Origin of the sequence: Candidatus Uabimicrobium helgolandensis, assembly GCF_041508025.1 — a bacterium.
GTDB classification, from domain to species: Bacteria; Planctomycetota; Uabimicrobiia; order Uabimicrobiales; family Uabimicrobiaceae; genus Uabimicrobium; species Uabimicrobium helgolandensis.
Map to the genome: position 1 here is coordinate 6612353 of NZ_CP165719.1, position 24305 is coordinate 6636657.

The window sequence follows — 24305 nt, forward strand, 5'->3', positions numbered from 1 at the left end:
TATCGCCTGAGAGTTTCCTTCTCACGATACTCTCCAGTAACCTTATTATTTCTTAATCTTATTGCCATCGTATCCTCCATAGTGAATGTCATTGTGGCATTTTTGGCAAACTATAAGGGTTTTGCGTCTACGCTTTGCCATTATTTGAGCCGCTTTTGATTTTCGCATTTGATCATTCTTATCTTTTAAATCTGCAAGTTTGCGAATATGATGTACTTCAACGTTTTGGGTCGAAGCGCATATTGCTGAGTAAAAAATCTTTCAATATTTTGACTGTCATTCCATAAGAGATAAGCGATGCTCACTTACTTTCCATGAACTGTAATTCTGGTGAAACTCGCTCATTGATGAGATTCGGTAATGAACTAAAAGAAACTGTTCTTTGTTCTATGCATTTGCAATTCCTAAAACGTGGGCTTTCTATTGATAATTTACCAAACAATGTTCTAAACTTTATTTCGTTATGTCCTTTTTTCTTCAAAGAAATATTACAAATTTGGCAGCAATTATTATCTTCTACATATGCATTCACTTGGTTTTGAACAATATTTTCTCGCAGGCTTTTAAGGATCTCTTTGGACTCTTTCATACATAGCCCTAGTTGTTCTATATTTTTGTAACCTTTTTTTAGAGTGCTATTTCTTTTGCCGAAATCTTTTCTCCGTTTTCTGCAAAAGCTATTAACTGTATTTTAAATTGCATTTTGAATATCTTCCTTGCTTGCAATGAAAACTTGTTGCCATATCTTTCATTATAGCTCGGATCATGCGCCGTACTATTCAGAATAAAATTTATGCTATGATAATTACTTTTATAGGTCTGTCCTTAGTTTTTTATGTTCCCGGTTTTTTCGGTTTCAATAAGTCTCATTTTGCCAGTTTCTATATTGATAGCGACTTTTGCGAGTAGAGTAAAAACAAAAAGTCCCAAGGCTAAGATGCCCAAAGTGACGAATATTTCTATTTTTGAGGGAAAGTACTCTACCATTTCTCCTAATGGAGAAGGGATAAAGCCCGGTACGACAAGTCCCATGCCTTTTTCTGTCCAAATAGCTAAAAACAAAACCAGGCAAGACATTCGACGTATTAGTTTATTCTTTCTTAGCTTATGAATAGTTAAACTTGTGGTTGCAATAACATTCAAAGAAATACTTGTCCACACCAACAAACATAATGCGTTATATCCTTTATAGCCAAAAAACAAATATTTAGCGCTATGGCTGTGCTCTGTAGGCCAGTAGAATTCTTTGAATAACTCCGAAACAAGCATGACTAAATTTGCTTGGGCAGCTACTGTCGCAATCATCGCTAGCTTATCTAATGAGCTACTTTTAATTTCATACTGTGTGGCTCGCTGTATTGCATCTAAAGCCAAAATAATCAAAGCAGGACCAGCAGCAAATGCTGAGGCTAGAAAACGAGGGCCTAAAAGGGAAGAATTCCAGTACGGACGAGCAGGTATCCCTGCATATAGAAAAGCGGTTACCATGTGTATTCCAACAGCCCAAAATACCGATAAGTAAACAAAAGGCAGGTACAGTTTTGTTATAGGCTTTTTATTTTGGTAATGGCAAAATAGTATGTAGAAAGGTATACATATGTTGAGCATCAAATACCCATTCAAAACAACAACATCCCAGGCTAGCATTGATTCGGGAAAGTTGAAATACCCAATAAACGGAATCATATGCCAAATGTTTTGTGGACTTCCTAAATCTACGGTAACAAATGCAAGACACATCAAAAGAGAAGCCACGGCAATCCCCTCTCCCATCAGTACTGTTTTTTCAAAACTAACATCGTGGAGTACATATGCAGGAATTACGAGCATTACAGCTGCGGCAGCTGTACCTACGAAAAAAGTAAAGTTACTTATGTACAGTCCCCAGCTGACATGATCACTCATACCAGTTACTTGAAGACCTTCACGTAATTGTATTGTCCAACAATAAAAACCAATAAACATAAAAAAAAATAGGGTGCTCATCCAAAAAATGTATTTTTTATCACCGCGAAAAGATGTTTTTATTGCTGCTTTTATAAAAGAAAGTAGTGTCATTTTTTAATCCATAAAATACCAAAATTTAGGTTCTGTTCCTAGTTCTTCCTTTAGACGAAAAACTTGTTTATTTTCTAACACGTAGCGAATTTCACTATTGGGATCTAAGAGATTACCAAAAATTCTTGCACCTGTAGGACAAGCTTCTGCACATGCAGGTAGTAGACCTTTACGCGTTCTTTGTAAACAGTACGTACATTTCTCCATCACACCTTTTGGACGCGGACGATTACTTAAATAGTGTTGATCTGTATTGAACTGCTCGGATGGAATTTCTGGTTCTTGCCAGTTAAAACGTCTTGCCCAATATGGACAAGCTGCTTGGCAATAACGACAACCGATACACCAATCATAATCAATTACAACAATACCATCTTCTTCTTTCCAGGTAGCACCTACGGGGCACACCGCTACGCACGGAGGGTTATCACATTGAAAACATTGCGTTCCTAAATAGAAATGCCCGTCTTTTGGAACCTCATGAAAGTAATCAGCCTTGCCATCTTCAAGGTTTAAATTACCATTTTCCATTTCAAAAATACGTATGTATTGCATATTTTCTTTACGATCTAAGTTATTTTCTTTTACACATGCGCGAATACAATCTTGGTATCCACGGCATTTGGAAATGTTAAATGCATAACCGTATAAAACATTTTTTTGCGGTAATTGTCCGCTAATTGTAGCGTTGTGTTTTTTTAATTCAGAAATGCGTTCTAGACGTTCAATAGTTTTCTTGCGTTCTGAGCCATTCATCAAGCGATAATTACCTTTGAAATACTCTTCCCACTCAAGTTTTTTGTGCTCTTTCTTATCTTTTTCTTGAGAGATACTTGTTGAGCTAGCGGCGGTAGAACAACTGACAGCTACAGCTCCTAACAGCGCACTTAACGCTTGACGACGGTTTACTTTTTTGGACATTAAACTATTTGTTGAGGAACATCCACACTGTTTACTTGAACACGCTTGGTTACTTTCAGATGCAAAACTATTTACTTTGGCAAATTTATCATTAGTTTCGCATCCACATTGGCTTTGTTGTTTCTCTAGAGGTTCACTTGTTTTGAAACACATATCCATAAATTTTTTGAAACTAATTTTTGAGTTAGTCATTTTTGGCTTCCTAATCGATGAGGAATAATATCAGGACGCATTAGAGGGTAGCGTTTATCCCATTTTGGTTTGTGGGGATTATGGCATCCAATACAGCTTTCAATAACGCGGACTTTTTGCCATCCTGTCAGCCTTTTACCGTGTGCTCCTCCACGCCAATCTTTTAGCTCCTTGAAGTGGCATTTTCCACAAAGTTGATATGAATGCGTTATCTCTGTTTTTTCAAAGGAGTATAGAGTTTGAGGAGCATGTTTTATATGGCAGTTGTCACAGGTCATTTTTTCAGCGTGGTTTAGCTCGATATCAAAATGCGCCTGTTGTATGTTATCTTGTAAAATATTTTCTGCTTCTGATAGATTATTTCGATGGCAAACTTCACAGGATTTTTTACTATGTTTTTTTAGCGATATATAGATCTTATCACTATCTTTGATCAATATAGCATCGTGCTTTTGTAACAAAAGATCATTATGTTGTTGCGAAATAGAGTATTTTGTTACTGATTTATTTGTCTTATCTTCGCAGGCACAGAGTAGTAAAATGCTAATAACAATAAATAGTTTATTCATTTTTTCCCTCGTAGTTTTTTCGTCGAAAACGATCATCTTTTTTTTGTGTTACGTGGCATTGCAAACAATGAACTCTTTCGGGATGACTTGTGCGTATTTCTTTGATTGCTGCTGGTCCAGCGTGGCACACAATACATTTTGTACGCATGTGTAAACTGTGAGGAATAACGAGCGGACCTGTCAGTTGTGCTTTTTGCTGTAGTTTTGGAAGATATAGTTGTTGCCATAAATTATTTGTGTGCATTTCTTGTTGTGGTACATGGCATTGCCAACAGGAAATAAAATCACTATGTGGTGTAGGTGGAGCATAGGCGTTATATTGAGGAGTATATCCTCCTTTCTCATGACATGTTAGGCACATTTCTGTTGAATTTTTTTCTATTTTATGTGGAATAACAGGCGGTGCACCAGGGTATGCTCTTCGCGCATAAAATTCTTTTAGAGTTCTTTCTTTTGCCTTAGCATATTTTCTTGCCTGCCAATATTTAGATGGCATAGAGTAATTATCTTTTGTATGAGAAGGAGTTACTAGTACAGGAACGCTCATGTTTCTATTTGCAATCTTTGGTTTTCTTTGCGGGCTAACATCTATAGCAGTTATAAAAAAGAACGCCGTTGCAATTAAAAAAGAGAAGTATAATATTATACGCATATCTAGACTCGTTCTACTTGCACAGCGCACTTTTTATAGTCTGGCTGTTTTGATATAGGGCAAAAAGCATCAATGGTTAACTCATTTATCAATAAATTTTCATCGAAAAACGGTACAAAAACTTGGCCTTCTACTGGCGCACCGCGACCATTAAGTACTACTTTTATTTTTATAGAACCGCGGCGAGATTTTACTTGCACAGTTTCGCCATTACGTATTCCACGAGATTTTGCATCCTGTGGATGCATTTCCATATATGCTTCGGGAACAGCTCTGTGTAAAACAGGAATTCGTCTTGTCATAGAACCGGAATGCCAGTGTTCAATAACTCTTCCGGTACACAGCCACAATGGGTATTCGTTATTAGGGCTTTCTGGGGGTGACTCGTATGGTCGCAACCATATCCAGGCACGATGATCTGGTTTGCCATAGAAATCAAACTTTTTTTGTGGAGAAGCGGCAGGGTCGTACTTGCTATTGTAGCGCCAAGTCGTTTCTTTTCCTTCGACATATGGCCACATAACACCAGGAAATTTTTTCAGTTGTTCATACGAGGCCATTCTATGTTTTGGATCATCGTGAAACTGTGTATATTCTTTCCAAATTTGTTCTATGTATTTTTCTTTTTTGTAGTAGAACTGTTGTTTGTAACCTAATCTTTGGGCAACTTCAATGATTTGCCAACCATCGCTTATTGCTTCTCCTGGAGGAGATAATAATTGGTCCCAGTGTTGAGTTCTTCTTTCGGAGTTACCAAACATTCCCTCTCTTTCAATCCACATTGCTGAAGGAAGAATAACATCGGCAATATCTGTTGTTGGAGTAGGGTAAACATCGGAAACAACAATAAAACGATCTTCTTTTTTGGCTGCATCGCGATAACGTTTGAGATTTGGCATTGTCACCATAGGATTTGTTACTTGGATCCACATAAATTTAATATCTCCGCGATCTAAAGCGCGGAACATCTCTACAGTATGGTAGGTTGGTTTGTCAGGTATGTTTTCAACAGGAACTTGCCAAATTTTTGCTGCTAGCTTACGATCTTTCTTATTGGTTACGACTCCATGTGGTAATTTGTGAGTAAGAGTTCCTACTTCGCGAACTGTTCCGCAAGCACTTGGTTGACCTGTCAACGAAAAAGGCCCATTACCTGGTTGAGAAATTTTCCCCACAAGTAAGTGAATATTATAGATCACGTTATTCATCCATGTGCCTCTAGTATGCTGATTTACTCCCATACACCAAAAAGAAACAACATTTCTTTTTTTACCACTATACAAGGATGCAAGGTAACGAATATCAGCAGCTTTAACACCTGTGATTTTCTCTACTTTTTCTGGTGTATAATCTTCTAAGAACTTTTTATAGTCGTTAAAATTTACCGCTTTCGCTTCATCAGAAAATGAAAAATGATCTTCGAGTCCATAACCAATATTTACTTTACCTTTTTTAAAAGCGATATGATCTTCAATAAAATTTTTATCAAAACTATTGGTGCGAATAATTTCGTAGCAAATGGCGTTTGCTATTGCAATATCGGTATTTGGATAAAACAAGAACGTATGATTTGCCATACTACTTGTTCTTGTCATTCTTGTGGCTAAGTCTATAATCTTTACGTCAGGGTTTTTTTGACGCCTATCTAAAATACGAGAAAATAAAACAGGGTGCATCTCTGCCATATTATTTCCCCACAAAACGAATGTATCTGCATGATCAATATCTTCATAGCACCCCATCGGTTCATCTAAACCAAATGTAGATATAAAACCAGTTACAGCACTTGACATACATAAACGCGCGTTAGCCTCTACGTTGTTTGTACCGATACAGCCCTTGAAAAGTTTACTAGCAACATATCCATCGGGAATCGCCCACTGCCCTGAGCCATAAATGGAAACGGAATTTTTGCCACTCTTTGCAATTGTTTCCCCTAGTTTTGTAGCAACCAGATCCAAAGCCTCATCTATTGGTACCTCCACAAGCGTACCATTTTTACGAACCATAGCTTTTTGTAATCGATCTTCACCGTACAAAGCTTGCACAGAATGATAACCTTTTACGCAACACAATCCTTTATTTACAGGAGATTCAGGATCCCCCTTAACAGCTACTGCTTTTCCCTGTAATGTGCCAATAAGCAAGCCACATCCCACACCGCAAAATCGACAAGGAGATTTTTTCCAAGTAAGTTCATTATCTTGATCATGTTGTTCATCGGCAAATAAAACTCCTGGAAATAGCGAAACTGCCGCTACAGCCGCAGATGTAAACGCCATTTTTTTTAAAAAATCACGACGGTTCATATTCATTCTCCCCAATGCGCAAAACTAAGAGCAAAATTTTCTACACATTCTAAGTTGCACAACTTTTCCTGCAACTCTTTCTCTTGCTTCTTATTGAATGTTTCGGTAGTTAAAATAAGTAACTCTCTATTTTGCGCGGCAACTACCTCACAATGTTGCAATTTTGATAATTGATTTTCAGCAATGTTTTTTTTCCCTGACCGTGGATAGACTATATAACTACAAATAGGCATGTTTTCCCCTCTCTAACATAAATTCCTAAAGTATTTTATTCACGAAAAACCTTTTGCCAAAACAAAACATGTATTTGAAATGCATGTTTTATGAAGGAATACATGTATATAGACCTAGTGCAATAGGAATGTTAAATGCAAGATGACAGCTCTATATCACTTACTTTTAGAAATTCTTTTTTGCTATTTTTATTACGCAAAAGATATCAGCTTTACATTTTCTAAAAACTTAAAAAAAACTGATCGTTTTCCTTTGTAAAATTTAGGTAAGAATCCAAAATAATTATTTCCTGAATATGATATATGCTCATCACATTGTGACATGACAACATCTATATTTTCATAAATAATTTTATCAACATCAACGTAGGGTCTTTCTTTTAATTTTTCCGATTTATATGCAGACAATACATCCCGAAACATAGAGATTAATTTATCTGTGCGTTCTCTATGTTGAAAATGATAATCATCAAGTGCTTTTTTAGCGGAGATATGTACTTTTTTTACTAACTTGATAAACATCAATGTTAAGTCGTCAAGTACTTTAGCCATTTGTTTATCAACTAATACAATAGCCAGTGTATATCTCTTAGAAGGCTCAATATCCTTCATCATAGAAGCGTCATATGCTTTAGCTTCCGTCGCAAACTTTTTTATTTTTGTAGCAGGTAATTCTTTTACAACTTGGCTGAATATACTTTGTTTTTTGAACCATCTTAGCCGAACAAGCCAATCTTTCATGTGGTTTACATTCGGTTTCTCAGCTCCTTTCCTGATCATGTTCCACAAAGTTTTCGTTGACTCTTTCGGCACTTTTAATATTTGATTTATTTTTCTTTGTCTTCCGAGCCTATGGATGAAGATATTACTGTGTAATATTCTTTGTTTACAATCGAACGAGTACTATTAGTTGTTCGTAGTAACGTGCTGAAAGCAGGTAATTCATGCTTTTGTTTTACTAGTTCCTCTACAGCTACATTGATTATGTCAGATATTTCATCCTTTGTTTTTGCAGCGTTTTTCATCGTTAAGAATATTATATTCTTGGTTTCTTCGTTATACGCATGAATGTTCAAAAAATTACGAATCAATGACATATAGCGAGGCCTAGAACCAGTGTTATCGTAGCAGGTTAAGTTTTTAGGTATTTCCAATTCAAAGTGATCAGATATATGTAGAATTATTGATTCAGGGACATCTTTGATGAAGATAAAATAGCCATATTTTTCCGTAATTTGGTATCTTGGAGCTCTTGGAGCTGTTATGGAACTTAAAAAGGCTCTCTTCGCGCCTTTTTTAACTTAGAATAATCCATTATTCTGAGTGGCAACAACTGCCAAGCGCTTCTAAATTAGGACTTATATACGGAATTCCTAAACCACTTCCACGCATAATAAGAATAATTGCTAGAAATAAAGTAACAACAGGAATCAATATATTTATCTTAGACGAAAAACATTTTTTGCCGTGTATAAGACTTGCTAAAAGAGGTACTGTTCCTAATCCAAAAAATATCATAAAGACTACAGCGTCAAAAATAGATGAAGTATTTAAAGCTGCTGCAAGAGCAATATATACAAAACCACAGGGTAGTAGGCCATTTAATAAACCAAACACATACAATAACACCGAGTTCTCTCGACTTTTTTCTATGAGCTTTTTCATTGGAAAATATTTAGTCAGCCACAAAAATGGTTTTGCAAGAGCTAGGGTTAATTTATTTTTTACACTCGAAAAACAAAATATTACAATTAACAAAACACCAGTTGCTATCGATAGCCATTCCTGAAAACCAGATCCGCGTACTGATATTCCAAGGCATCCAATTACAACACCTAAAACAGCGTATGAAGAAATTCGTCCTAAATGATAAAAACTTTGTGCAAAAATACGTGATTTTTGAGATGTTGGTATTGGCAAAGCAAGCGCTAAAGGACCACACATTCCAATGCAATGTAAACTACCAAACAATCCAACAATGAAGCCCGATAGTATTTCCATTTTTACTACTCCTAGGGTCCTTTAAACCCGATTTCTATTTTCTGAATGAGTTTATCCTTTTCAAAAATACCAATATCGAAATAGGTCTGTTCGCTATCAATACTTTCTTTTGGTAATACAATTATCATGGTGAACTTCTCTAGGCTTTCGCCTACTACGTTTATATTTTCATCTCCTAAACGAACTTCACCTTTTATATCTAAAAGTTTAAAATTGTAAGTGTGTGGATCAAGAGTTTTGTTGAATAAAGTACTACGATAGACATTCATGTAAGAGTTCTCGCCTATTTTTGTGCACAGTGATCCAGGCATACGGTTTATAATTGCGTTCACTTGAGGTCTGTTGTAAATAAGAAAAGCATCAACACTAAAAAGAGCAAGAAATATAAATCCATAAAAGATTGTGCGCATTGATATTTTAAATGGATGTTGTTTTTCTATCATATTGTGTGAAGCGTAACGAATAAGTCCCTTTGGCTTATTTATTTTTTCCATTACATCGTCGCACGCATCAATACAAAAAGTACAATTAACACATTCCATTTGTAATCCATTGCGAATATCTATCCCTGTTGGACATACCGCTACACATTTTTTGCAATCTATGCAATCACCTTGATTGCTAATATTTTTTTTAAGCTTGTGACCACGTGGTTCTCCTCGTTTAAAATCGTAGGAAATAGTCACAGTATTTGCATCTTGCATCACTGACTGTAAACGTCCATATGGACAAACCATAATACATGCTTGCTCGCGAAACCAACTAAAAACACCATAAAAGATAAACGAAAAAGCACAAATAGTAAAAAATCCAACTAGATGCTCACTAGGAGGAGCCGTAATAATTTTCCATAACTCATCAATACCAATAATGTAAGATAAAAAGATATTAGCGATGAAAAAAGATATTGCGTAGAATAATATATGCTTAAAAATTTTTCGTAACGTTTTTTGCATAGATGCTTTCTGTTTATTGAACTTTTTTTGCTTAGAAGCATCTCCTTCTAAAAAACGTTCTATTCGTCTAAAAACCATCTCTAGAAATACTGTTTGAGGACATAACCATCCACAAAAAATTCGGCCAAATGTTGCAGTGAACCATGTAATAAAAATCACAGTGGTAATAAAAAGTAAACCAAATAAATATAAATCTTCTGACCAAAATACATTGCCAAAAAAGATAAATTTACGCTCTATAATATTAAGCATTACAACTGGTCTACCATTGTATTTTACAAAAGGTAGACCAATGAGCACTATTAATTGTATATAACTAATTATTTTACGCCATTTGTAATACGGCCCGTTTACCCGTTTAGGGTAAATCCATATTCTCTCACCATCTTGATTTACTGTTGCAATTCGATCTTTGAAATTATCAGCAGCATTCATCTAAATTTCCTTACAATTTTGAGAAATCAACAATCTCTTTGGTAGGTGATTTTTTCACTATAGTGTTTTCCTAAAAGAATAAAAATACTATAGTTTTACTCAGTAGCTTGATGATTATCTCTAGTGATTGCTTAATGTGCACTGTGCATTCAAGGTACTCCGATTTTAAACGAATTGTAAGATGAACAGCACACATTATTGTTTGACATTTCATTCTATCTGTAGAAATTTCTACCAAATAGTGTTTGGCAGAAATTTCTACTAAGTGCGATTTTAATATTCTTTTCCTTCTGGCGCTTTTGCATTTGGAGGATTTGAGCCATTAAGAGACATTATGTAACTCACAACTTGTAAGATCTTTGTATTTCCTAAAGCGGCTGCCCAAGGCTGCATACCTTTTTCAATAACTCCGATCTTAACAGTGTTAATAATATCTTCTATTTTTCCTTCGCCATGAACCCAAAAATTGTCTGTTAAATTAGGCCCTTGCCCAAGCATGCCTTCGGCATTTTTACCATGGCAAATGACACAGTTGTTGCGAAATATTCTTTTACCTTTTGCTAAATTTTTTACATCTGTAAAAGCAACAATTACTTCTTTTTTATCACTCTTTTTGTTTTGCTTTGCAGCTAAAAATTTTGCAATATCATTTTCATCTATTTCGCTTTCTTCTTCCTCATCGTAGTCATCAGGGTAGAGTGCTAGTTCTTTTTCATATTCCTGTTGCGGTTGGTCGAATATCCCAAGAACTTCATAGCCAACGAAATACACAACAGAAAAAACAATAGTGATAAAAAATAACATTTTCCACCATGAAGGAAGATAGTTATCTAATTCATGGATACCATCATATTCGTGATCTAAAAGGATATCTTTTTCATCATTAAGAATATTTACCATTACAATCTACCCTCCGTTGACAAGTCTAAAGGCATTTGTTCCAGCTCTTCCACTTTGGCTTTATCCATTCTCAATGCTTGCCAAGTAATAATGACAAACAATACTAAGAAAGCAACTAATACGCTGTATGAAAGAAGTACAGCAATATCTATTTGCGACATGTATTCTCTTATCATTTTTTAATCCTTACTCTTTTTCCTAATTTCTTCAAATATGCAATTAGCGCTATCATTTCGCGGTCAGGAGCACAATTAATATTTCCTTGTTTTAAGATATTTGAAATCTTTTGTGCTTGTCTTAGTAAATTTTGTTCTGCATTTCTTACATCGTCGTAAGTATACGGAACTCCTAGACTACGCATCACTTCTATTTTTTTGGATATCATCGACAAATCTATTTTTTTTGTTGCTAGCCAAGTATATTTTGGCATGATAGAACCCGGAGACCATTTTTGTGGATTAATCATATGTCCATAGTGCCAAACTTCATTGCGAGGTCTCAATCCAATACGATGCAAATCAGGACCAGTTCTTTTTGATCCCCATAAAAATGGTCGATCATAGACATAGTCTCCTGCTTCAGAATGAGCTCCAAAACGCAAAGTTTCATCGCGAAAAGGTCTGACCATTTGAGAATGACAATTATTACAACCTTCGCGGATATATATATCGCGTCCTTCTAGTTCTAACGGTGTGTATTTCTCCACGAGAGGTGTTGTCGGTTTGACGAATTCGTTGATTGCTCCAGGAACAAGTTCTATGAGGCCACCTGCAATAATAGCTAATGTTGTAAGTATAAAGAAAAAACCTAAATGACCTTCTAGAAAACGATGCTTAGATTCAACTTTAGCTTTCGGTTTTTCGAGAGCTGGTGCTTTTGCCTCTTCATCTGCTATGAGCGTACCTTGTTTTACAGTTTTAAACAAATTATAGACCATTAAAAACACACCAAAAATATATAGTAGGCCACCTATTCCTCGAAGGTAGTACATTGGAATAATAGCCTTTACAGTGCTCACAAAATTGGTGTGCATAAGCCCACCATCAACATCAAGTTCTTTCCACATAAGTCCTTGAGTAATACCTGCAAAGTACATAGAAATAAGATAAAAAATAATCCCTAAGCTTCCTATCCAAAAATGCGCGTTCGCTAACTTTGGCGAGTATAACTTGGTATTATAAATTCGTGGTATGAGCCAGTAAACAATTCCAAAAGTTAAAAAACCATTCCAGCCAAGAGTTCCATTGTGAACATGCCCAATAATCCAGTCGGTAAAATGCGCTAAACTATTTACACTTTTAAAAGACATTAATGGGCCTTCAAGTGTAACCATTCCATAACAAGTAACAGCTACAACCATAAACTTAAGTTCAACATTTTTAGCTACAGTATCCCAAGCCCCACGTAAAGTAAGTAAACCATTTAACATGCCACCCCAAGATGGGGCAATGAGCATAATAGAAAACACAATCCCTAATGTTTGTGCCCAAGGATCAACAGCAGAATATAATAAGTGGTGTGGTCCGGCCCAAATATAAATAAAAACTAAAGACCAAAAGTGGATAATGGATAATCTGTATGAATAGACAGGACGATTAGCTATTTTGGGTAAGTAGTAATACATTAAACCCAGATAAGGTGTTGTTAGAAAAAACGCAACAGCGTTATGTCCATACCACCACTGTACAAGAGCATCTTGTACGCCCGCGTAGATAGGGTAGCTTTTCAAAAAAGAAACGGGGAGAGCTAAAGAATTAAAAATATGTAGTACAGCCACCGCTATAAACGTAGCAATATAAAACCAGATAGCCACATACATATGTCGTTGGCGTCGAACACTAATCGTTCCAAACATATTAATTCCAAAAACAACCCAAATCACGGTAATTGCGATATCTAAAGGCCACTCTAGTTCTGCATATTCTTTACTTGTAGTATAACCAAATAGTAAAGTAATTGCTGCGGCAACGATAATAAGTTGCCATCCCCAAAAATGTACTTTACTCAGGGTATCACTAAACATACGCGTCTTACACAAGCGTTGTAGTGAGTAATACACACCCATGAAAATTGCATTACCAACGAACGCAAATATTACAGCGTTTGTGTGGATAGGGCGTAATCTCCCAAAAGAAAAATACTCACCGAAATTCAGTCCTGGAATAGGAAGTTGGAATGCAATAATAACACCAAAAAGCATACCAATAACACCCCAAAACACAGTTGCAAATGCAAAATTACGCACTATTTTATTATCATAGTGAAATGTCTCTACGTTCATAAAAAGCCTTTCTCAATCAATTAGCACTTTTATTGCTGGAGTTTCACAGTCGTCGAACTGTCCACTCTTTGTTGCCCAGATAAAAGCGAGTAAAAAACAAGTTGCTAATAAGATGCTCACACTAATCAGAATAAACATTACTCCCACTTATCACCCCCTAGTATATTTTTGCAAAAATAGCGAGCACTCAATGTTGTAAACAGCATCACTGTAATAGAGCTAACCGGCATGAGAATAGCTACAAAAACAGGTGTTAGTTTTCCTGATACAGCAAGCGCAATGCCTAATGAATTATAAATACAAGAAATGACAAAACTCGTATATGTAATGTATAGGGTTGCACGCGATACATAGAATAACTTTGGCAACAAGCTTATTTTCTCAGCCGCAAGGATAATATCGCTTGCAGGTGAGAAATGGCTATTTTTTTCTATTATAGCTATACCTACATCGCTTTTTATCAAAGCACCTGAGTCATTCAAACCATCACCAACCATCATTACTCCGCGCTCTGCATTTGTTTGTAGACGTTCAATGCACGTAACTTTATCAAAAGGATTAAGGTTAAAACGTATGTTCTTTTCAGGAAAAACTCGCTTTACAGTGTTAAAATCGCGATTACTATCACCAGAGATTAGATGAACCGAGTGTTTATGTGCCACAGAGCTTACTATATTTTCCCAGCCACAACGAAAACTACTGTTGATAGAAAATATAGAGCAAAGCTTGTTCCCAATAGTAAAACCCACTGCATTTTGTAAGTGTAAATTTAAAAGTATGTCATCTGAAACCTTTGTAAAACTTGATATCCACTTGATACTACCAACATAAAAATCTTGTTTGTTATATGTTGCGTGAATTCCTTTTCCACTAATTTCCCTAAATTGTGTTAAGTTTATAGGTGTTAATACTGGAAATTTTTTAGAAAGAGCTCGGCTAACAGGATGAATAGATTGACTAACAATACTGGCCAATATTTGTTGTTGCTTGTCATTTATTGTTCCAAATAGCAATTGAATATTGGGCTTTAGGCTAGTCAAAGTTCCTGTTTTATCGAAAACAACATGTTTTATTCTTGCAAGTTTTTCGAGTACTTCTCCATTTTTGCAAAAAATACGGTGGCTTTCTAATAAGCGAAGCATTGCTCCATGAGTAAAAGCAGAAGTAAGAGCGAGGGCACAAGGACAGGCCACAATTAGCACAGATGAAAATGTGTACCAAGCCAAAGAAACATTGCGCAAAATTAACCAATAGTACATAAAAGTGGCTATCGCAATAGCAATAACAATCATTGTAAAAAAAGGACTAATCTTATTAGTGATAGAACGAACTTGGCTTTTTTCTTTATTTTGAACATTTCGCCATAAAGAAGTTAAAAAACTCTTTTCTACTTCTTTCTTAACTTTTACAACAACAGCTTTGCCAACGATTCGCCCTCCAGCAAAAACAAATTCTCCTTCAGTTTTGGTAATAAGATCCGATTCTCCAGAAACAAAACTATAATCAATTTGAGCAATACTACTTAATAACTTTCCATCAGTTGGAATTAATTCTTGATGGCGAATGTAAATTTGATCATTTACTTGCAATTCATGGACGGAAACAACATTTTTTCTCTCATGCTTTATACGCACTGTTGATAAAGGAAAATAAGATTTATAATCGCGATCAAAAGACAAATTTTGGAAAGTTCTTTTTTGGAAAAATTTACCTATGAGTAAAAAAAATACAAAACCACACAATGAATCACAGTAACCAGAACCGCGGTAGGTGAATATATCGAAGAGACTAGTTAAGAATAATGCCAAAAGTCCTAAAGCAATGGGAACATCTAGGTTCATTGTCCGTTTTTTACAGGAAATCCATGACGAATACAGCCACTCTTTCGCCGAATAAAAAAAGACTGGCAGTGTTAAAGCAATGTTAAGGTAACCAAAAAAACGTAAAAACTCATTGGGAATTTGTTCCTTGTTCGCTAAGTATTCTGAAAAACTAAAAAGCATTACATTCCCGAAGCAAAACCCAGCGACACCTAAACGAAGTATATCTTCGCGATCTTTTATCGGTAATTTTTTGTTATCTAAAGATAAGCGAGGAGGGTAACCTAATTGTCCAAGAAGAAAAACGATTTCACTCAACATCATCTGCTGGCTATCGTACTTTATGTGCACCTCGCGTGAAGAGAAATGAACATCTACATTTTTGATAGCATTGTGGAGTTGATAGATGTTTTCGAGTAGCCATATGCAAGAAGCACAGTGGATATTTGGTATATGAAATTGTGCAATGGCAGTATTTTTTTCACTAAACTTTAAGAAATGGTTAATAAATTTAACATTGTTAAGGTAAGCATAGTCTTCTTGCGATTTGTTAACAATGGGTTTTCCTGGTGATTTTGTTAGTTCGTAGTATTTATGTAAAGAGCTACCTTGTAAAATATTAAAAACAAAAAGACAGCCATGACAGCAAAAATGGTGCTCATCTGCTTTTATAGTATCATCTAAACAAGGTAGTCCACAATGAAAGCATGGTGTTAGAATTTTACATCTCCTTAATCTAAATCCAAGAACATTAAGGTTAAGAAGCAATTTGTATGCCACAGGTTTGTATTAAATTTTGCGCAAGCGTGAACCTCTTGTAATGTACTTTTCTCTTTTAAGGCTTCCAGTGCTACTTTGGCTTTGAACTCTTTGCTGTAGGTATTGCGTTTTCCGCCATATATCTTATTTACCGTTCCTATTAAAACGCAAAAATCTAAAAAGACCTAAGACGATCACCAAACAGTGCTGTGATCGATTACCGCTAGAGAGTTGCACTCTAGAGGACAAGTAAGAGGACAAATTCGTTTAAAAAGGAAGATGCCGAGAGCAAAAAAGAAGCTCAACTTGTCGTTCTCTGTCAGAGACGGCGAGTTTGAGAAAAGCTTTCCAGGGTTTCCAGACGTGACAATGTCTATCCACAGGTAAACATCGGGCGGTTCTGGTGGGAAAGCGTTCCGAAAAATTTTGTGCGCGGCGAGCAATAACAAGGCTTGCGGCAAGATGTGTACTGATTCCAAAAAAATGTGCAAATTTATAACGACCAATAACACTGGTGAAGGCTGGATTTACTTCGATAATTTCGACACCATTTTTCATAGCTTGATTTTTGATGAGTGCAGCAAATTTGCTATAGGCAAAGGAAGAGATCATTCTTTTATATTTTGTATTTGACGACGAGATCAAGTTACTTTTCTTTTTTGAGAAATCTAGTTTTTCAATAGCAACAGGTTTTTGTTCTTTCACAGCACGTGAAATAATTTGTTTGCAAGCTTCAGCAAGAGTTGCAGTCACTTGATGACAAGTGCGATCTTGAATGAGAGTATGTATTTTTTGATGATGGACCAAGTTACCATGCCTGTTTGTTTCAGCAACGGCTATATGAGAATGATTTAAGTCAACACCGATAGCTCCGAGATTGACAACTATCTCTTGCTATTTTTCTGTTGTATTACGTAAAGTGCTCTATTATCAACACGATGTAACATCATTAATTACCATAATTTGGGTTAAAAAACATGCATATAAATTTTAAATTTAAAAACATATAGGTGCTAAAGTAATTTATTATTATAGTAATGTACCTAACCAGTGAAAAAAGATTATTGTAGGTCCTGTATTTTCCGTAGAATATACCAGAGAGAAGAATTGGAATATCAACAATTGAATACCTAAACTACCATTGTTTGATAAAGCAAAAGAATGAGGAATATCGGCTTGTGGTATATTTATGGAGTTGTAGTATGACTCTTATGAACAAAGAGGAAATAGAGAAACAATACGTTTGGCTACACCATCGGAAAAAACTTAGTTTCATGAGTTATTTCGCGCGGTGCACTTAAGAACTATTAAAACTCTCAAACGTGACCAAGATCCCTATCAAGAGATTGTGGCTGAACTTTCAGCACAAGTTCTCGTACAGTTAGTACCAATTGCCCAACCAGATGACATATTGGAAACCGTTGTTATTTCTTCTTAGCAGTTTCCCATGTACGCGCATCTCTCTTTTTTCTATTTCGAATATTTCACGAGAGTAAAAAGTCATTGTATTCATATTTCATGTGTTATAAAAGCTTTGCTATAGATTTCAAAGCTTTTAAGCCTTTTCTGATACGGCGTCGGTCGAAAACAGGTGCGTTGGTTTTAGGTAGAGGGTTTCCTTTACCACTCTTTCGATTATATGTTCAAATAATTAATAGTTGTGAGGATATGATGTTTGATTTTAGTGAAAATCAGCTTTTATTCAAGAATCAATAGCGATAGTGTCTGATGTCAACATCCTAATAAATAATTTTACAACGAGTTATCGGCCAAAACACAAAAATAGCACGTCCTATAATATAGGATCCAGGTATAAATGGTGCTTCTTGTCGCGAGAGATAGTCTTCTTTAAGAATATCATTAGGAATATTTCGTTCAAAACCATAAATGTCTGTGAACTTACGCGTTTCTCCATGAGGAAAGTTTTTTTGATCTCCTTCAACAGCAATTCCATTTTGATAAAAGAAACGAAATATCTGCCAGTCTTTACTATCTCGGCTGTTGGGAGGATTATCACCTAAGGCAAAATAATGATTATTTGGTACATTAAAACTAGTCAAACCACCAAAAAAATCGCGCTTGGCAATGTAATAGATGTCGCGCCATAATGCTATATTGCTAAATATAAAAGATCCATTAGAAACTCCCCATCGCAAAGAAGTATCATATGTTAATCGCGGTGCTTTTTCCTCTTTTTTAGCGTAATTGAGTTTAGCAACGACTTTGTTGTTTATAGTCAATGTAATAAGATCATCTATATTTTCAAAAGTTATAGACTGATTTTTTTGCAATTTTTCCGCAAAATTTACTTTTTGTAATACTTCGTCATTTTCTGACTGATATCTACTTATTTGTCCTGAATTCTGCGTACTCATTTCACATAAAAAGCGGTATTCTCCTTCGCGCAGTTCTAAAAATAATTTCCCTGAAGAATCTAATAACGAGACATTAAATTTTAATCGAATTTCTCCTACGCGTTCACTACCTCCGACAGGATAAGCATATTGTTTGCGATAAAAAAAACGTTGATTATTAATCGGTTCGTAACGATTAGTGATCGTATTCTTATACTCGCACCACGTAATTTGTTTTGTTTTAACCGAAATTTCTCGTGCATTAACTTGCCACTTATTACTATACTCCCAATTGTACTCGATGTTATCATGAGTCTTAAATAACGGATATAGTAACTCATTTACTACCTTAGGTGGTTTGCGAACAATCATGTTGTCGATATATATTTCACCATTGCGTATATGAACTTTTTCCCCAGGCAAACCAATTAAACGTTTGATAAAAATTTGTCGATTATTCTGCGGATAGAAGAAAACAATAGGATCCCAGCGTTGTGGTTTTTTAAATATGTAGGCGTGTTTTTTTACTAAAATACGGTCTCCGCAATCGACATCACCGATAAGTGTGGGCTCCATAGAGCGTGTCATTACTTTAAAAGACTGTAAAAAGAAGTGGTGAACCATTAGTGAAATAATCAAGCCATATATCGCGATATCAGCGATAAACTCTGCGAATTTCATGAAACAATCGAATCTAGAAAAGAAAATATCTTTTCAAGTAGTGGAAAAAAATACACAATTATCACTGCAAGTAATTGGCTACTAAATATATAACTCCGCGTTTTCCAAAAAAATTCGTCTATTTCTGTAATTTCTAAATAGTGTGCTGCAAAATAAAAAATACCGATAAGTTCTATATTAATAGCAATGACAATCACAAACGTCAAAAATGTTGCTTGTCCGCGCGAATTTTGTTCATTAAGTAATGACCAAACAAGTACCGCAATAGCAATACTTAACAAACCATCCATTGCCAGTGTTGTTTTTGTGTCTTCAAAGTAGTAAGTGATAAATAAAATCAGACAAGTGGTAACAAGTTGAGTAAGTGCTATCACAATAAAAAAAGTTATCTTACCAGAAAATAAGTTTGGTAGACCAATCGTCGCTCCTAAACCTGTTGGCAGAAAACACAATAGCAAAATCCAAGCGTTTATAACAGTAAAAGCCGGTGGTAAAGAAATATCACTTTCCCCCCATCCCAAAAAGTGATCTGCTAGTTTGGGAAGCCCCCACGAAACGACAAGCATCACTATGCCAAAAATCGATGCTAAAAACCAACACACAACAGGAGAAGCACTTTTAGGCACTATAGTAAAATAGTAAATAATACCAAGAAGTATACATGCTGCAAATTCAGCATAATGAGCAACATCTTCATCAACGACCAACTCTTCTATCACAACTTTCACGCTTGTTATTAATATTTGTAAAAAAACAAACAAAAAAGTAATTGTTGTTATACTCATAGATTACAGATATCCATATCAATTGCGTATTTTCGTTAGTAAATACCAACCGCATGCCCAACCAAGTATAATAGCGCTTACTGCAACGAGAATAAACCATTTATGTCGTTTAAAAAATCGTCTAAATTGCCGCCACCATTTTGGCGTTTCGCGAATAACAATAGGCTTACCATCTAAATAATTTTCTAAATAAGTGGCCAAACTCTCTGCATCATTAAAACGGTCTTCGGTATCTTTAGATATACATTTGAGTACAATATAATCAAGTTCACGAGTTAATAAAGGGTTTATTTTACTTGGCGGAATAGGATCAAGGTTGTTGATTTTATGATAGAGCTCAATACTTGAACGCCCAACAAATGGTAATTTTTTAGTAATCATTTCATAGAGTATAACACCTATTCCCCAAACATCTGTGGTGGCGCGAATAGATTGGTTTTCTCCACGTGTTTGTTCAGGAGCCATATAAAAAGGTGTACCAATAATCGTATCACTTTTGGTAAGACGTGAACGCGAATCCATAATTTTGGCCAACCCAAAATCAGTAATTTGCGGATGTCCTTCCATATCGATGATAACATTTGCTGGCTTTAAATCGCGGTGGATAATTCCTTGTTCGTGAGCATAGTGAATAGCACGCGAAAGTTCCGCAGCGATATTAAGCAAATCTTCTAAGTCAACATTTTTACGTTTTTGAATTAAAACACTGAGTGGAACTCCATCGATATAATCCATAGAGAAGAAATGACGTCCTTGAAAATCTCCTGCTTCATATATACTTACAATATTAGGATGACGTAAACGGCTTGCCGCATCTGCTTCACGTAAAAAACGCTTGATGCGTTCAGGAGTTTCATTTTCTTCATTGAGCACTTTCAAAGCCAATATTCTATCTAACTTTTTATGCCGTGCTTGGTAGACAGTTCCCATTCCTCCACTAGCTATTTCACCTAGTATTTCATAAGCTCCAAATTCTTTAGGAAGAGATCCTCCTCTTTTTCTTTTTGGAGCAGGCGACGCTTTCCCTTCTGCCCTTACGTCACTAAGTGCTTTTTGAATTGCTGCAGAACGCAGACGAGAAGAAGTATATTTTCCCTGTTCTTCAAAACGACCAGGAGAAAGAAAAACTTTTGTTTTTTCTTTCCCTCTTGCCAAAGCAACAATGCGGCGATGATAAAAAATTTGCTCCGCCGCTCTCTTTAATTCAATAAAATCTTTTCCTGTAAGTACGTTATCTTGGACAAGTAACTCTGCTGTTGCCAGCCCTTCGCGTTTTTGACCAGATAGTTTTTTGCGATATTCGGTAATAATCTCGGGCGTAGTAAAGTTTCTTTTAATTGCAATTTGACACAATATAAAATCAATTTTGTCTAAATCGTCTTGTCTTTCTACTTTTTCTGTCAGTTTATCAATGCAAACAGTTAATCCCTGTCCTTCTTCGTCTGTAATCAAACTATCATCAATAATTGTTTGTAATAACGATTTGGGAGAATTAACATGCCATTTCAACAAAATATTAGAAAGATTTTGTGGAGAAACGGTTCCATCAGTAAGTAACATTCGACTTAATAAATAATCTTCTCGCCTTGCCATATAATTTAATCCGCATTAAGGTTTACACTCGTACAATAACACTATCAACTAAGAGATGTAATCGGCAAATTATTTTTCAACATACCTTTAAAACCAGAAGGTTAGGAAAAAAATGTGCTTATTTTTTCCCAACCTCTTAGGAATGAGGTTAAAATAAATGTACCGCTAAAATTTTGTATTTTAAATAGGTATTATAAATGAAACATAACTGTAGCCCTGTTAGCTTATGATAACGCTATAATACAAAAGATGGCGATCTCTTAGCTTGATTCCCATCTTGCTGCTTGTTGCTCCATCTGCCGTGATTTGTTACTGTTTCCCATGAGTTTAAAACAAATCGCTGCTCCTTTGTATGCGCGTACCATATCATCTTTTACTCCAGAGTACATTAAAATGACACGCATGTAGCAAAATAAAGATTTCTTAGAATCATTTTCAGCATTACCCTCGCGATAATAATCTCCTAATCCAACGTAAGCAGTGCTAAGAATAAACGGGTCTTTCATGCTCTTATCGTCTATTATTCTTAGTAAATGACGTTTTGCATCGCGATATTGTTTTTCGCCAATTAAACAAGTTCCTACGCGTACGTTTGCTTTATTATACATTTTGTCATCTTTGTCTAAATCTTTAACAACAGACTTATACATAGCTTTTGCTTTACGATAATCATTTTTCTTTTCGTAGCAAAAAGCCGCTTTGTATTTAGCATTGAACTCTTCGTTTTTTTTGCCAATTTCTTGATAAAAACCTGCAGCTTTGCGATAAGATCCTGCCGCTCTACGCCAATCTTTGACAGCAAAATAAACTTCCCCTTTGTAAAAATGAGCTTCAGGAAGGTAGCGTCCTTTAGGAAATTTACGAATAACGTCGTTATAAGAATTAATCGCCTCGCGAGTGTTTTTTTGTAAACGATAACTCTCTGCTATGCGAAATAGACAATGTTGTTGCGTCCAACTGCGTTTTTGTGATTCGCGTTCATAATCTCTGCGCGCTTCTTTGTATGCTTTTTGTAGAAAGTACCCTTCTGCTATTTGAAAATCGTTGGGTACATCTGCACGTTGAATTTCTTTTATGCGATTTTGAGCAGCCTCTTGTTTACTTCCTGGACCAGCTTCTTTAAAATAATATACTACTTTTGAATATGTTTCATCAGTAACAACTACACTCTTACGTAAACCTCCATCGTTGAAATAAATGGTGTCGCTAAAAACAAAACTACTAAGTAAAGCACATAATACAATAGTTATTAATTTTTCCATAGTATTTACTTTCCATTAAAATCGTTATTTTTTTTCATATAGACGTCGATGATGAAAACAATTAGGTAAGCGCAAAGTGTAAAAACAACACTGTTTATGCAAACACTTATTTTTAGGACAGAACATATCAGGAAGTTTTTTCTCTAAGTCAACTTCCGATAAAATAATGTCAGTAATCACAGAAAAAGGTATTTCAGACGGTTCTCTATGTGCTTTAGGGGAGCCGTGTATAAGAAGCTTTTCAGACTGATGTAGAAACCAACTCGCAATTTCACCTATTGCGTTTAGGTTATCATTTTTTAAAGAAGAAAACTCTTTATTTATGTTGATTTCAGCAGCACGTATTTTTGAAGCAAGTCTGCTTAGTTTAAGTTTCCTCAATTTACCAGTTCTATTTACAGAAAGGCTAATGTGTTTTTTGTCTTCATCATGAAAAACAGTCAAATCTGCTTTGTCTAACCATCTTGCTACTTTTGATACTGCTCCAATTTTTGCAGACACTACTACAATTTTTGAATCACCAATAGTGAACAACTGTCGCTTTTCTTGATATTCAGCAATAGCTTTGTACCAATTCTCTTCGTGAGCAACAACACAATCTAGTAATAAAAAAATATCGTCTATACATAGAGACACGTCGTTATTATGTTTAACGTAAAATCCACGTAAAATGTTCACAAAACTTACAGTTTCGTCCATCGCAAATTTAGAACTCAGTAAAAAACGATTTGGTTTTATTTTCTCTACAAAATCAATTACTTTACCTAAAGATGGTTTATCTTCCAAAGCGCAGTGAGCAAGTACCTCTGCAATACTCTTCCACTCATGAGCTTCTTCTTGTGGTTCACCAAAATCATATTGGTACTTTTTGCTATCATAACGTTGCAACAAATAACAAGCAAATAATGTTTTCAAATTGGCTCTTTGCGGAATATATATTCGATCTTCGTGCACACGCAAAACGATTGATTGACAATCAAAGAAATTTTCTTTTTCAGCTGTATGTGCTTGCTCTATGGCTTCGAACACTTTAAAAAAGAAATTAGTAGTTTCGTGGAATGATGCGCCGAAGTGAAAAGATGCGCCGCGAATTAAATTTGGTAAAGCCATTAAATGATCTATAGGATTGCGAGAGCGCAACGACTTTCCTAAACTATCGTGAATTCGCGCAAATTCTAATAAATTAATAAAACGCTCTTCTTTATCAACTCCTAAATCTTGCGCCACAAGATTAGCAGCCGATAAGCGTTTTTTTTCCTCGCTAATACTGTGACCATCAGGATGCGTATCCAAACGCCCTCCACCAATGTCAACCGCCAAAAACCCTTCTTGTTCTAACTCATTAGGGGTTTTTCCTTCTGGTAATCTTCCCGCAGGACAGAATAAAATTTTTGCTTCTTCTAAACCTTGGTAACAATTACTACCATATTTTCGAAGAAGATAGCAGCAAAGCATTGCATCTAAATCAGGATGTTCATGTGTAACAATTGTGTGAAACAGCATGATTACCAGCTTTCTAAGTCAAATTTTTTCGGCAAAATAAC

The 24305-nt window shown here is 35.5% G+C and carries 23 protein-coding genes; all 23 read right to left on the reverse strand.

The window, feature by feature from the left end; translation table 11 throughout:
- Window positions 1-45: 45 nt before the first annotated feature.
- The 23 genes from UABHE_RS24575 to UABHE_RS24685 all read right to left on the reverse strand — a co-directional run bounded on the left by UABHE_RS24575 (window position 46) and on the right by UABHE_RS24685 (window position 24264).
- A complete protein-coding gene (locus UABHE_RS24575) occupies window positions 46-258 on the reverse strand; it encodes a hypothetical protein (protein ID WP_372371673.1) in 213 nt (70 codons plus the stop codon).
- A 43-nt stretch (window positions 259-301) separates the two neighbouring features.
- On the reverse strand, window positions 302-589 hold the full coding sequence (locus UABHE_RS24580) for a hypothetical protein (protein ID WP_372365955.1): 288 nt from the start codon (window positions 587-589) through the stop codon (window positions 302-304).
- Window positions 590-825: 236 nt separating this feature from the next.
- Window positions 826-2058, reverse strand: coding sequence for a sulfate reduction electron transfer complex DsrMKJOP subunit DsrP (gene dsrP, locus UABHE_RS24585; RefSeq protein WP_372365956.1), 1233 nt, complete (start codon window positions 2056-2058; stop codon window positions 826-828).
- 3 nt (window positions 2059-2061) lie between these two features.
- The gene (locus tag UABHE_RS24590; protein WP_372365957.1) at window positions 2062-3171 is read right to left on the reverse strand and encodes a 4Fe-4S dicluster domain-containing protein; all 1110 of its coding nucleotides are present in this window, start codon (window positions 3169-3171) and stop codon (window positions 2062-2064) included.
- Window positions 3168-3740 carry a hypothetical protein gene (locus tag UABHE_RS24595; protein ID WP_372365958.1) on the reverse strand — a complete coding sequence of 191 codons (573 nt, stop codon included), beginning with the start codon at window positions 3738-3740 and terminating at the stop codon, window positions 3168-3170. The genes UABHE_RS24590 and UABHE_RS24595 overlap by 4 nt, the downstream gene beginning before the upstream one ends.
- Entirely contained in the window at window positions 3733-4392 is a 660-nt protein-coding gene (locus tag UABHE_RS24600; RefSeq protein ID WP_372365959.1) for a nitrate reductase cytochrome c-type subunit, read from the reverse strand. The genes UABHE_RS24595 and UABHE_RS24600 overlap by 8 nt, the downstream gene beginning before the upstream one ends.
- 2 nt (window positions 4393-4394) lie before the next feature.
- Complete coding sequence (locus UABHE_RS24605; protein ID WP_372365960.1) at window positions 4395-6701, reverse strand: molybdopterin-dependent oxidoreductase; 2307 nt, start codon at window positions 6699-6701, stop codon at window positions 4395-4397.
- Window positions 6702-6703: 2 nt separating this feature from the next.
- Window positions 6704-6934, reverse strand: coding sequence for a chaperone NapD (locus tag UABHE_RS24610; RefSeq protein WP_372365961.1), 231 nt, complete (start codon window positions 6932-6934; stop codon window positions 6704-6706).
- A 192-nt stretch (window positions 6935-7126) separates the two neighbouring features.
- Window positions 7127-7675: a hypothetical protein gene (locus tag UABHE_RS24615; RefSeq protein WP_372365962.1), complete on the reverse strand. Its 549-nt coding sequence runs from the start codon at window positions 7673-7675 to the stop codon at window positions 7127-7129.
- Between the two features lie 86 nt (window positions 7676-7761).
- Window positions 7762-8199 (reverse strand): DUF4158 domain-containing protein, encoded by a 438-nt coding sequence (locus UABHE_RS24620; RefSeq protein WP_372371675.1) that lies wholly within the window; start codon window positions 8197-8199, stop codon window positions 7762-7764.
- Between the two features lie 49 nt (window positions 8200-8248).
- Entirely contained in the window at window positions 8249-8935 is a 687-nt protein-coding gene (locus UABHE_RS24625; RefSeq protein WP_372365963.1) for a sulfite exporter TauE/SafE family protein, read from the reverse strand.
- A gap of 11 nt (window positions 8936-8946) precedes the next feature.
- On the reverse strand, window positions 8947-10326 hold the full coding sequence (ccoG, locus tag UABHE_RS24630; protein ID WP_372365964.1) for a cytochrome c oxidase accessory protein CcoG: 1380 nt from the start codon (window positions 10324-10326) through the stop codon (window positions 8947-8949).
- Between the two features lie 273 nt (window positions 10327-10599).
- Window positions 10600-11226: a cbb3-type cytochrome c oxidase N-terminal domain-containing protein gene (locus UABHE_RS24635; protein ID WP_372365965.1), complete on the reverse strand. Its 627-nt coding sequence runs from the start codon at window positions 11224-11226 to the stop codon at window positions 10600-10602.
- Window positions 11226-11402, reverse strand: coding sequence for a hypothetical protein (locus UABHE_RS24640; RefSeq protein ID WP_372365966.1), 177 nt, complete (start codon window positions 11400-11402; stop codon window positions 11226-11228). Before UABHE_RS24640 ends, UABHE_RS24635 begins: the two co-directional genes overlap by 1 nt.
- Entirely contained in the window at window positions 11399-13507 is a 2109-nt protein-coding gene (ccoN, locus tag UABHE_RS24645) for a cytochrome-c oxidase, cbb3-type subunit I (RefSeq protein WP_372365967.1), read from the reverse strand. Before ccoN ends, UABHE_RS24640 begins: the two co-directional genes overlap by 4 nt.
- Window positions 13508-13519: 12 nt before the next feature.
- Complete coding sequence (gene ccoS / locus UABHE_RS24650; RefSeq protein WP_372365968.1) at window positions 13520-13645, reverse strand: cbb3-type cytochrome oxidase assembly protein CcoS; 126 nt, start codon at window positions 13643-13645, stop codon at window positions 13520-13522.
- Window positions 13645-16095: a heavy metal translocating P-type ATPase gene (locus UABHE_RS24655; protein WP_372365969.1), complete on the reverse strand. Its 2451-nt coding sequence runs from the start codon at window positions 16093-16095 to the stop codon at window positions 13645-13647. Before UABHE_RS24655 ends, ccoS begins: the two co-directional genes overlap by 1 nt.
- Window positions 16096-16353: 258 nt before the next feature.
- Entirely contained in the window at window positions 16354-16893 is a 540-nt protein-coding gene (locus UABHE_RS24660; protein WP_372365970.1) for an IS200/IS605 family accessory protein TnpB-related protein, read from the reverse strand.
- Window positions 16894-17825: 932 nt separating this feature from the next.
- Entirely contained in the window at window positions 17826-19121 is a 1296-nt protein-coding gene (lepB, locus tag UABHE_RS24665) for a signal peptidase I (protein ID WP_372365971.1), read from the reverse strand.
- On the reverse strand, window positions 19118-19906 hold the full coding sequence (locus UABHE_RS24670) for a hypothetical protein (protein WP_372365972.1): 789 nt from the start codon (window positions 19904-19906) through the stop codon (window positions 19118-19120). Before UABHE_RS24670 ends, lepB begins: the two co-directional genes overlap by 4 nt.
- An 18-nt stretch (window positions 19907-19924) precedes the next feature.
- Window positions 19925-21499, reverse strand: coding sequence for a serine/threonine protein kinase (locus UABHE_RS24675; RefSeq protein WP_372365973.1), 1575 nt, complete (start codon window positions 21497-21499; stop codon window positions 19925-19927).
- Between the two features lie 260 nt (window positions 21500-21759).
- Window positions 21760-22761 carry a tol-pal system YbgF family protein gene (locus UABHE_RS24680; protein ID WP_372365974.1) on the reverse strand — a complete coding sequence of 334 codons (1002 nt, stop codon included), beginning with the start codon at window positions 22759-22761 and terminating at the stop codon, window positions 21760-21762.
- Window positions 22762-22785: 24 nt separating this feature from the next.
- Window positions 22786-24264, reverse strand: coding sequence for a hypothetical protein (locus UABHE_RS24685; protein WP_372365975.1), 1479 nt, complete (start codon window positions 24262-24264; stop codon window positions 22786-22788).
- Between the last annotated feature and the right edge of the window lie 41 nt (window positions 24265-24305).

Coding starts and splice junctions, on each gene's coding strand:
- dsrP (WP_372365956.1), bottom strand. CDS start 2,058: ATGACACTACTTTCTTTTATAAAAGCAGCAATAAAAACATCTTTTCGC.
- ccoS (WP_372365968.1), bottom strand. CDS start 13,645: ATGTTTATTCTGATTAGTGTGAGCATCTTATTAGCAACTTGTTTTTTA.
- UABHE_RS24610 (WP_372365961.1), bottom strand. CDS start 6,934: ATGCCTATTTGTAGTTATATAGTCTATCCACGGTCAGGGAAAAAAAAC.
- UABHE_RS24625 (WP_372365963.1), bottom strand. CDS start 8,935: ATGGAAATACTATCGGGCTTCATTGTTGGATTGTTTGGTAGTTTACAT.
- lepB (WP_372365971.1), bottom strand. CDS start 19,121: ATGAAATTCGCAGAGTTTATCGCTGATATCGCGATATATGGCTTGATT.
- UABHE_RS24680 (WP_372365974.1), bottom strand. CDS start 22,761: ATGGAAAAATTAATAACTATTGTATTATGTGCTTTACTTAGTAGTTTT.
- UABHE_RS24590 (WP_372365957.1), bottom strand. CDS start 3,171: ATGACTAACTCAAAAATTAGTTTCAAAAAATTTATGGATATGTGTTTC.
- UABHE_RS24605 (WP_372365960.1), bottom strand. CDS start 6,701: ATGAACCGTCGTGATTTTTTAAAAAAAATGGCGTTTACATCTGCGGCT.
- UABHE_RS24580 (WP_372365955.1), bottom strand. CDS start 589: ATGAAAGAGTCCAAAGAGATCCTTAAAAGCCTGCGAGAAAATATTGTT.
- UABHE_RS24640 (WP_372365966.1), bottom strand. CDS start 11,402: ATGATAAGAGAATACATGTCGCAAATAGATATTGCTGTACTTCTTTCA.
- UABHE_RS24615 (WP_372365962.1), bottom strand. CDS start 7,675: ATGAAAGATTGGCTTGTTCGGCTAAGATGGTTCAAAAAACAAAGTATA.
- UABHE_RS24600 (WP_372365959.1), bottom strand. CDS start 4,392: ATGCGTATAATATTATACTTCTCTTTTTTAATTGCAACGGCGTTCTTT.
- ccoN (WP_372365967.1), bottom strand. CDS start 13,507: ATGAACGTAGAGACATTTCACTATGATAATAAAATAGTGCGTAATTTT.
- ccoG (WP_372365964.1), bottom strand. CDS start 10,326: ATGAATGCTGCTGATAATTTCAAAGATCGAATTGCAACAGTAAATCAA.
- UABHE_RS24635 (WP_372365965.1), bottom strand. CDS start 11,226: ATGGTAAATATTCTTAATGATGAAAAAGATATCCTTTTAGATCACGAA.
- UABHE_RS24670 (WP_372365972.1), bottom strand. CDS start 19,906: ATGAGTATAACAACAATTACTTTTTTGTTTGTTTTTTTACAAATATTA.
- UABHE_RS24595 (WP_372365958.1), bottom strand. CDS start 3,740: ATGAATAAACTATTTATTGTTATTAGCATTTTACTACTCTGTGCCTGC.
- UABHE_RS24685 (WP_372365975.1), bottom strand. CDS start 24,264: ATGCTGTTTCACACAATTGTTACACATGAACATCCTGATTTAGATGCA.
- UABHE_RS24675 (WP_372365973.1), bottom strand. CDS start 21,499: ATGGCAAGGCGAGAAGATTATTTATTAAGTCGAATGTTACTTACTGAT.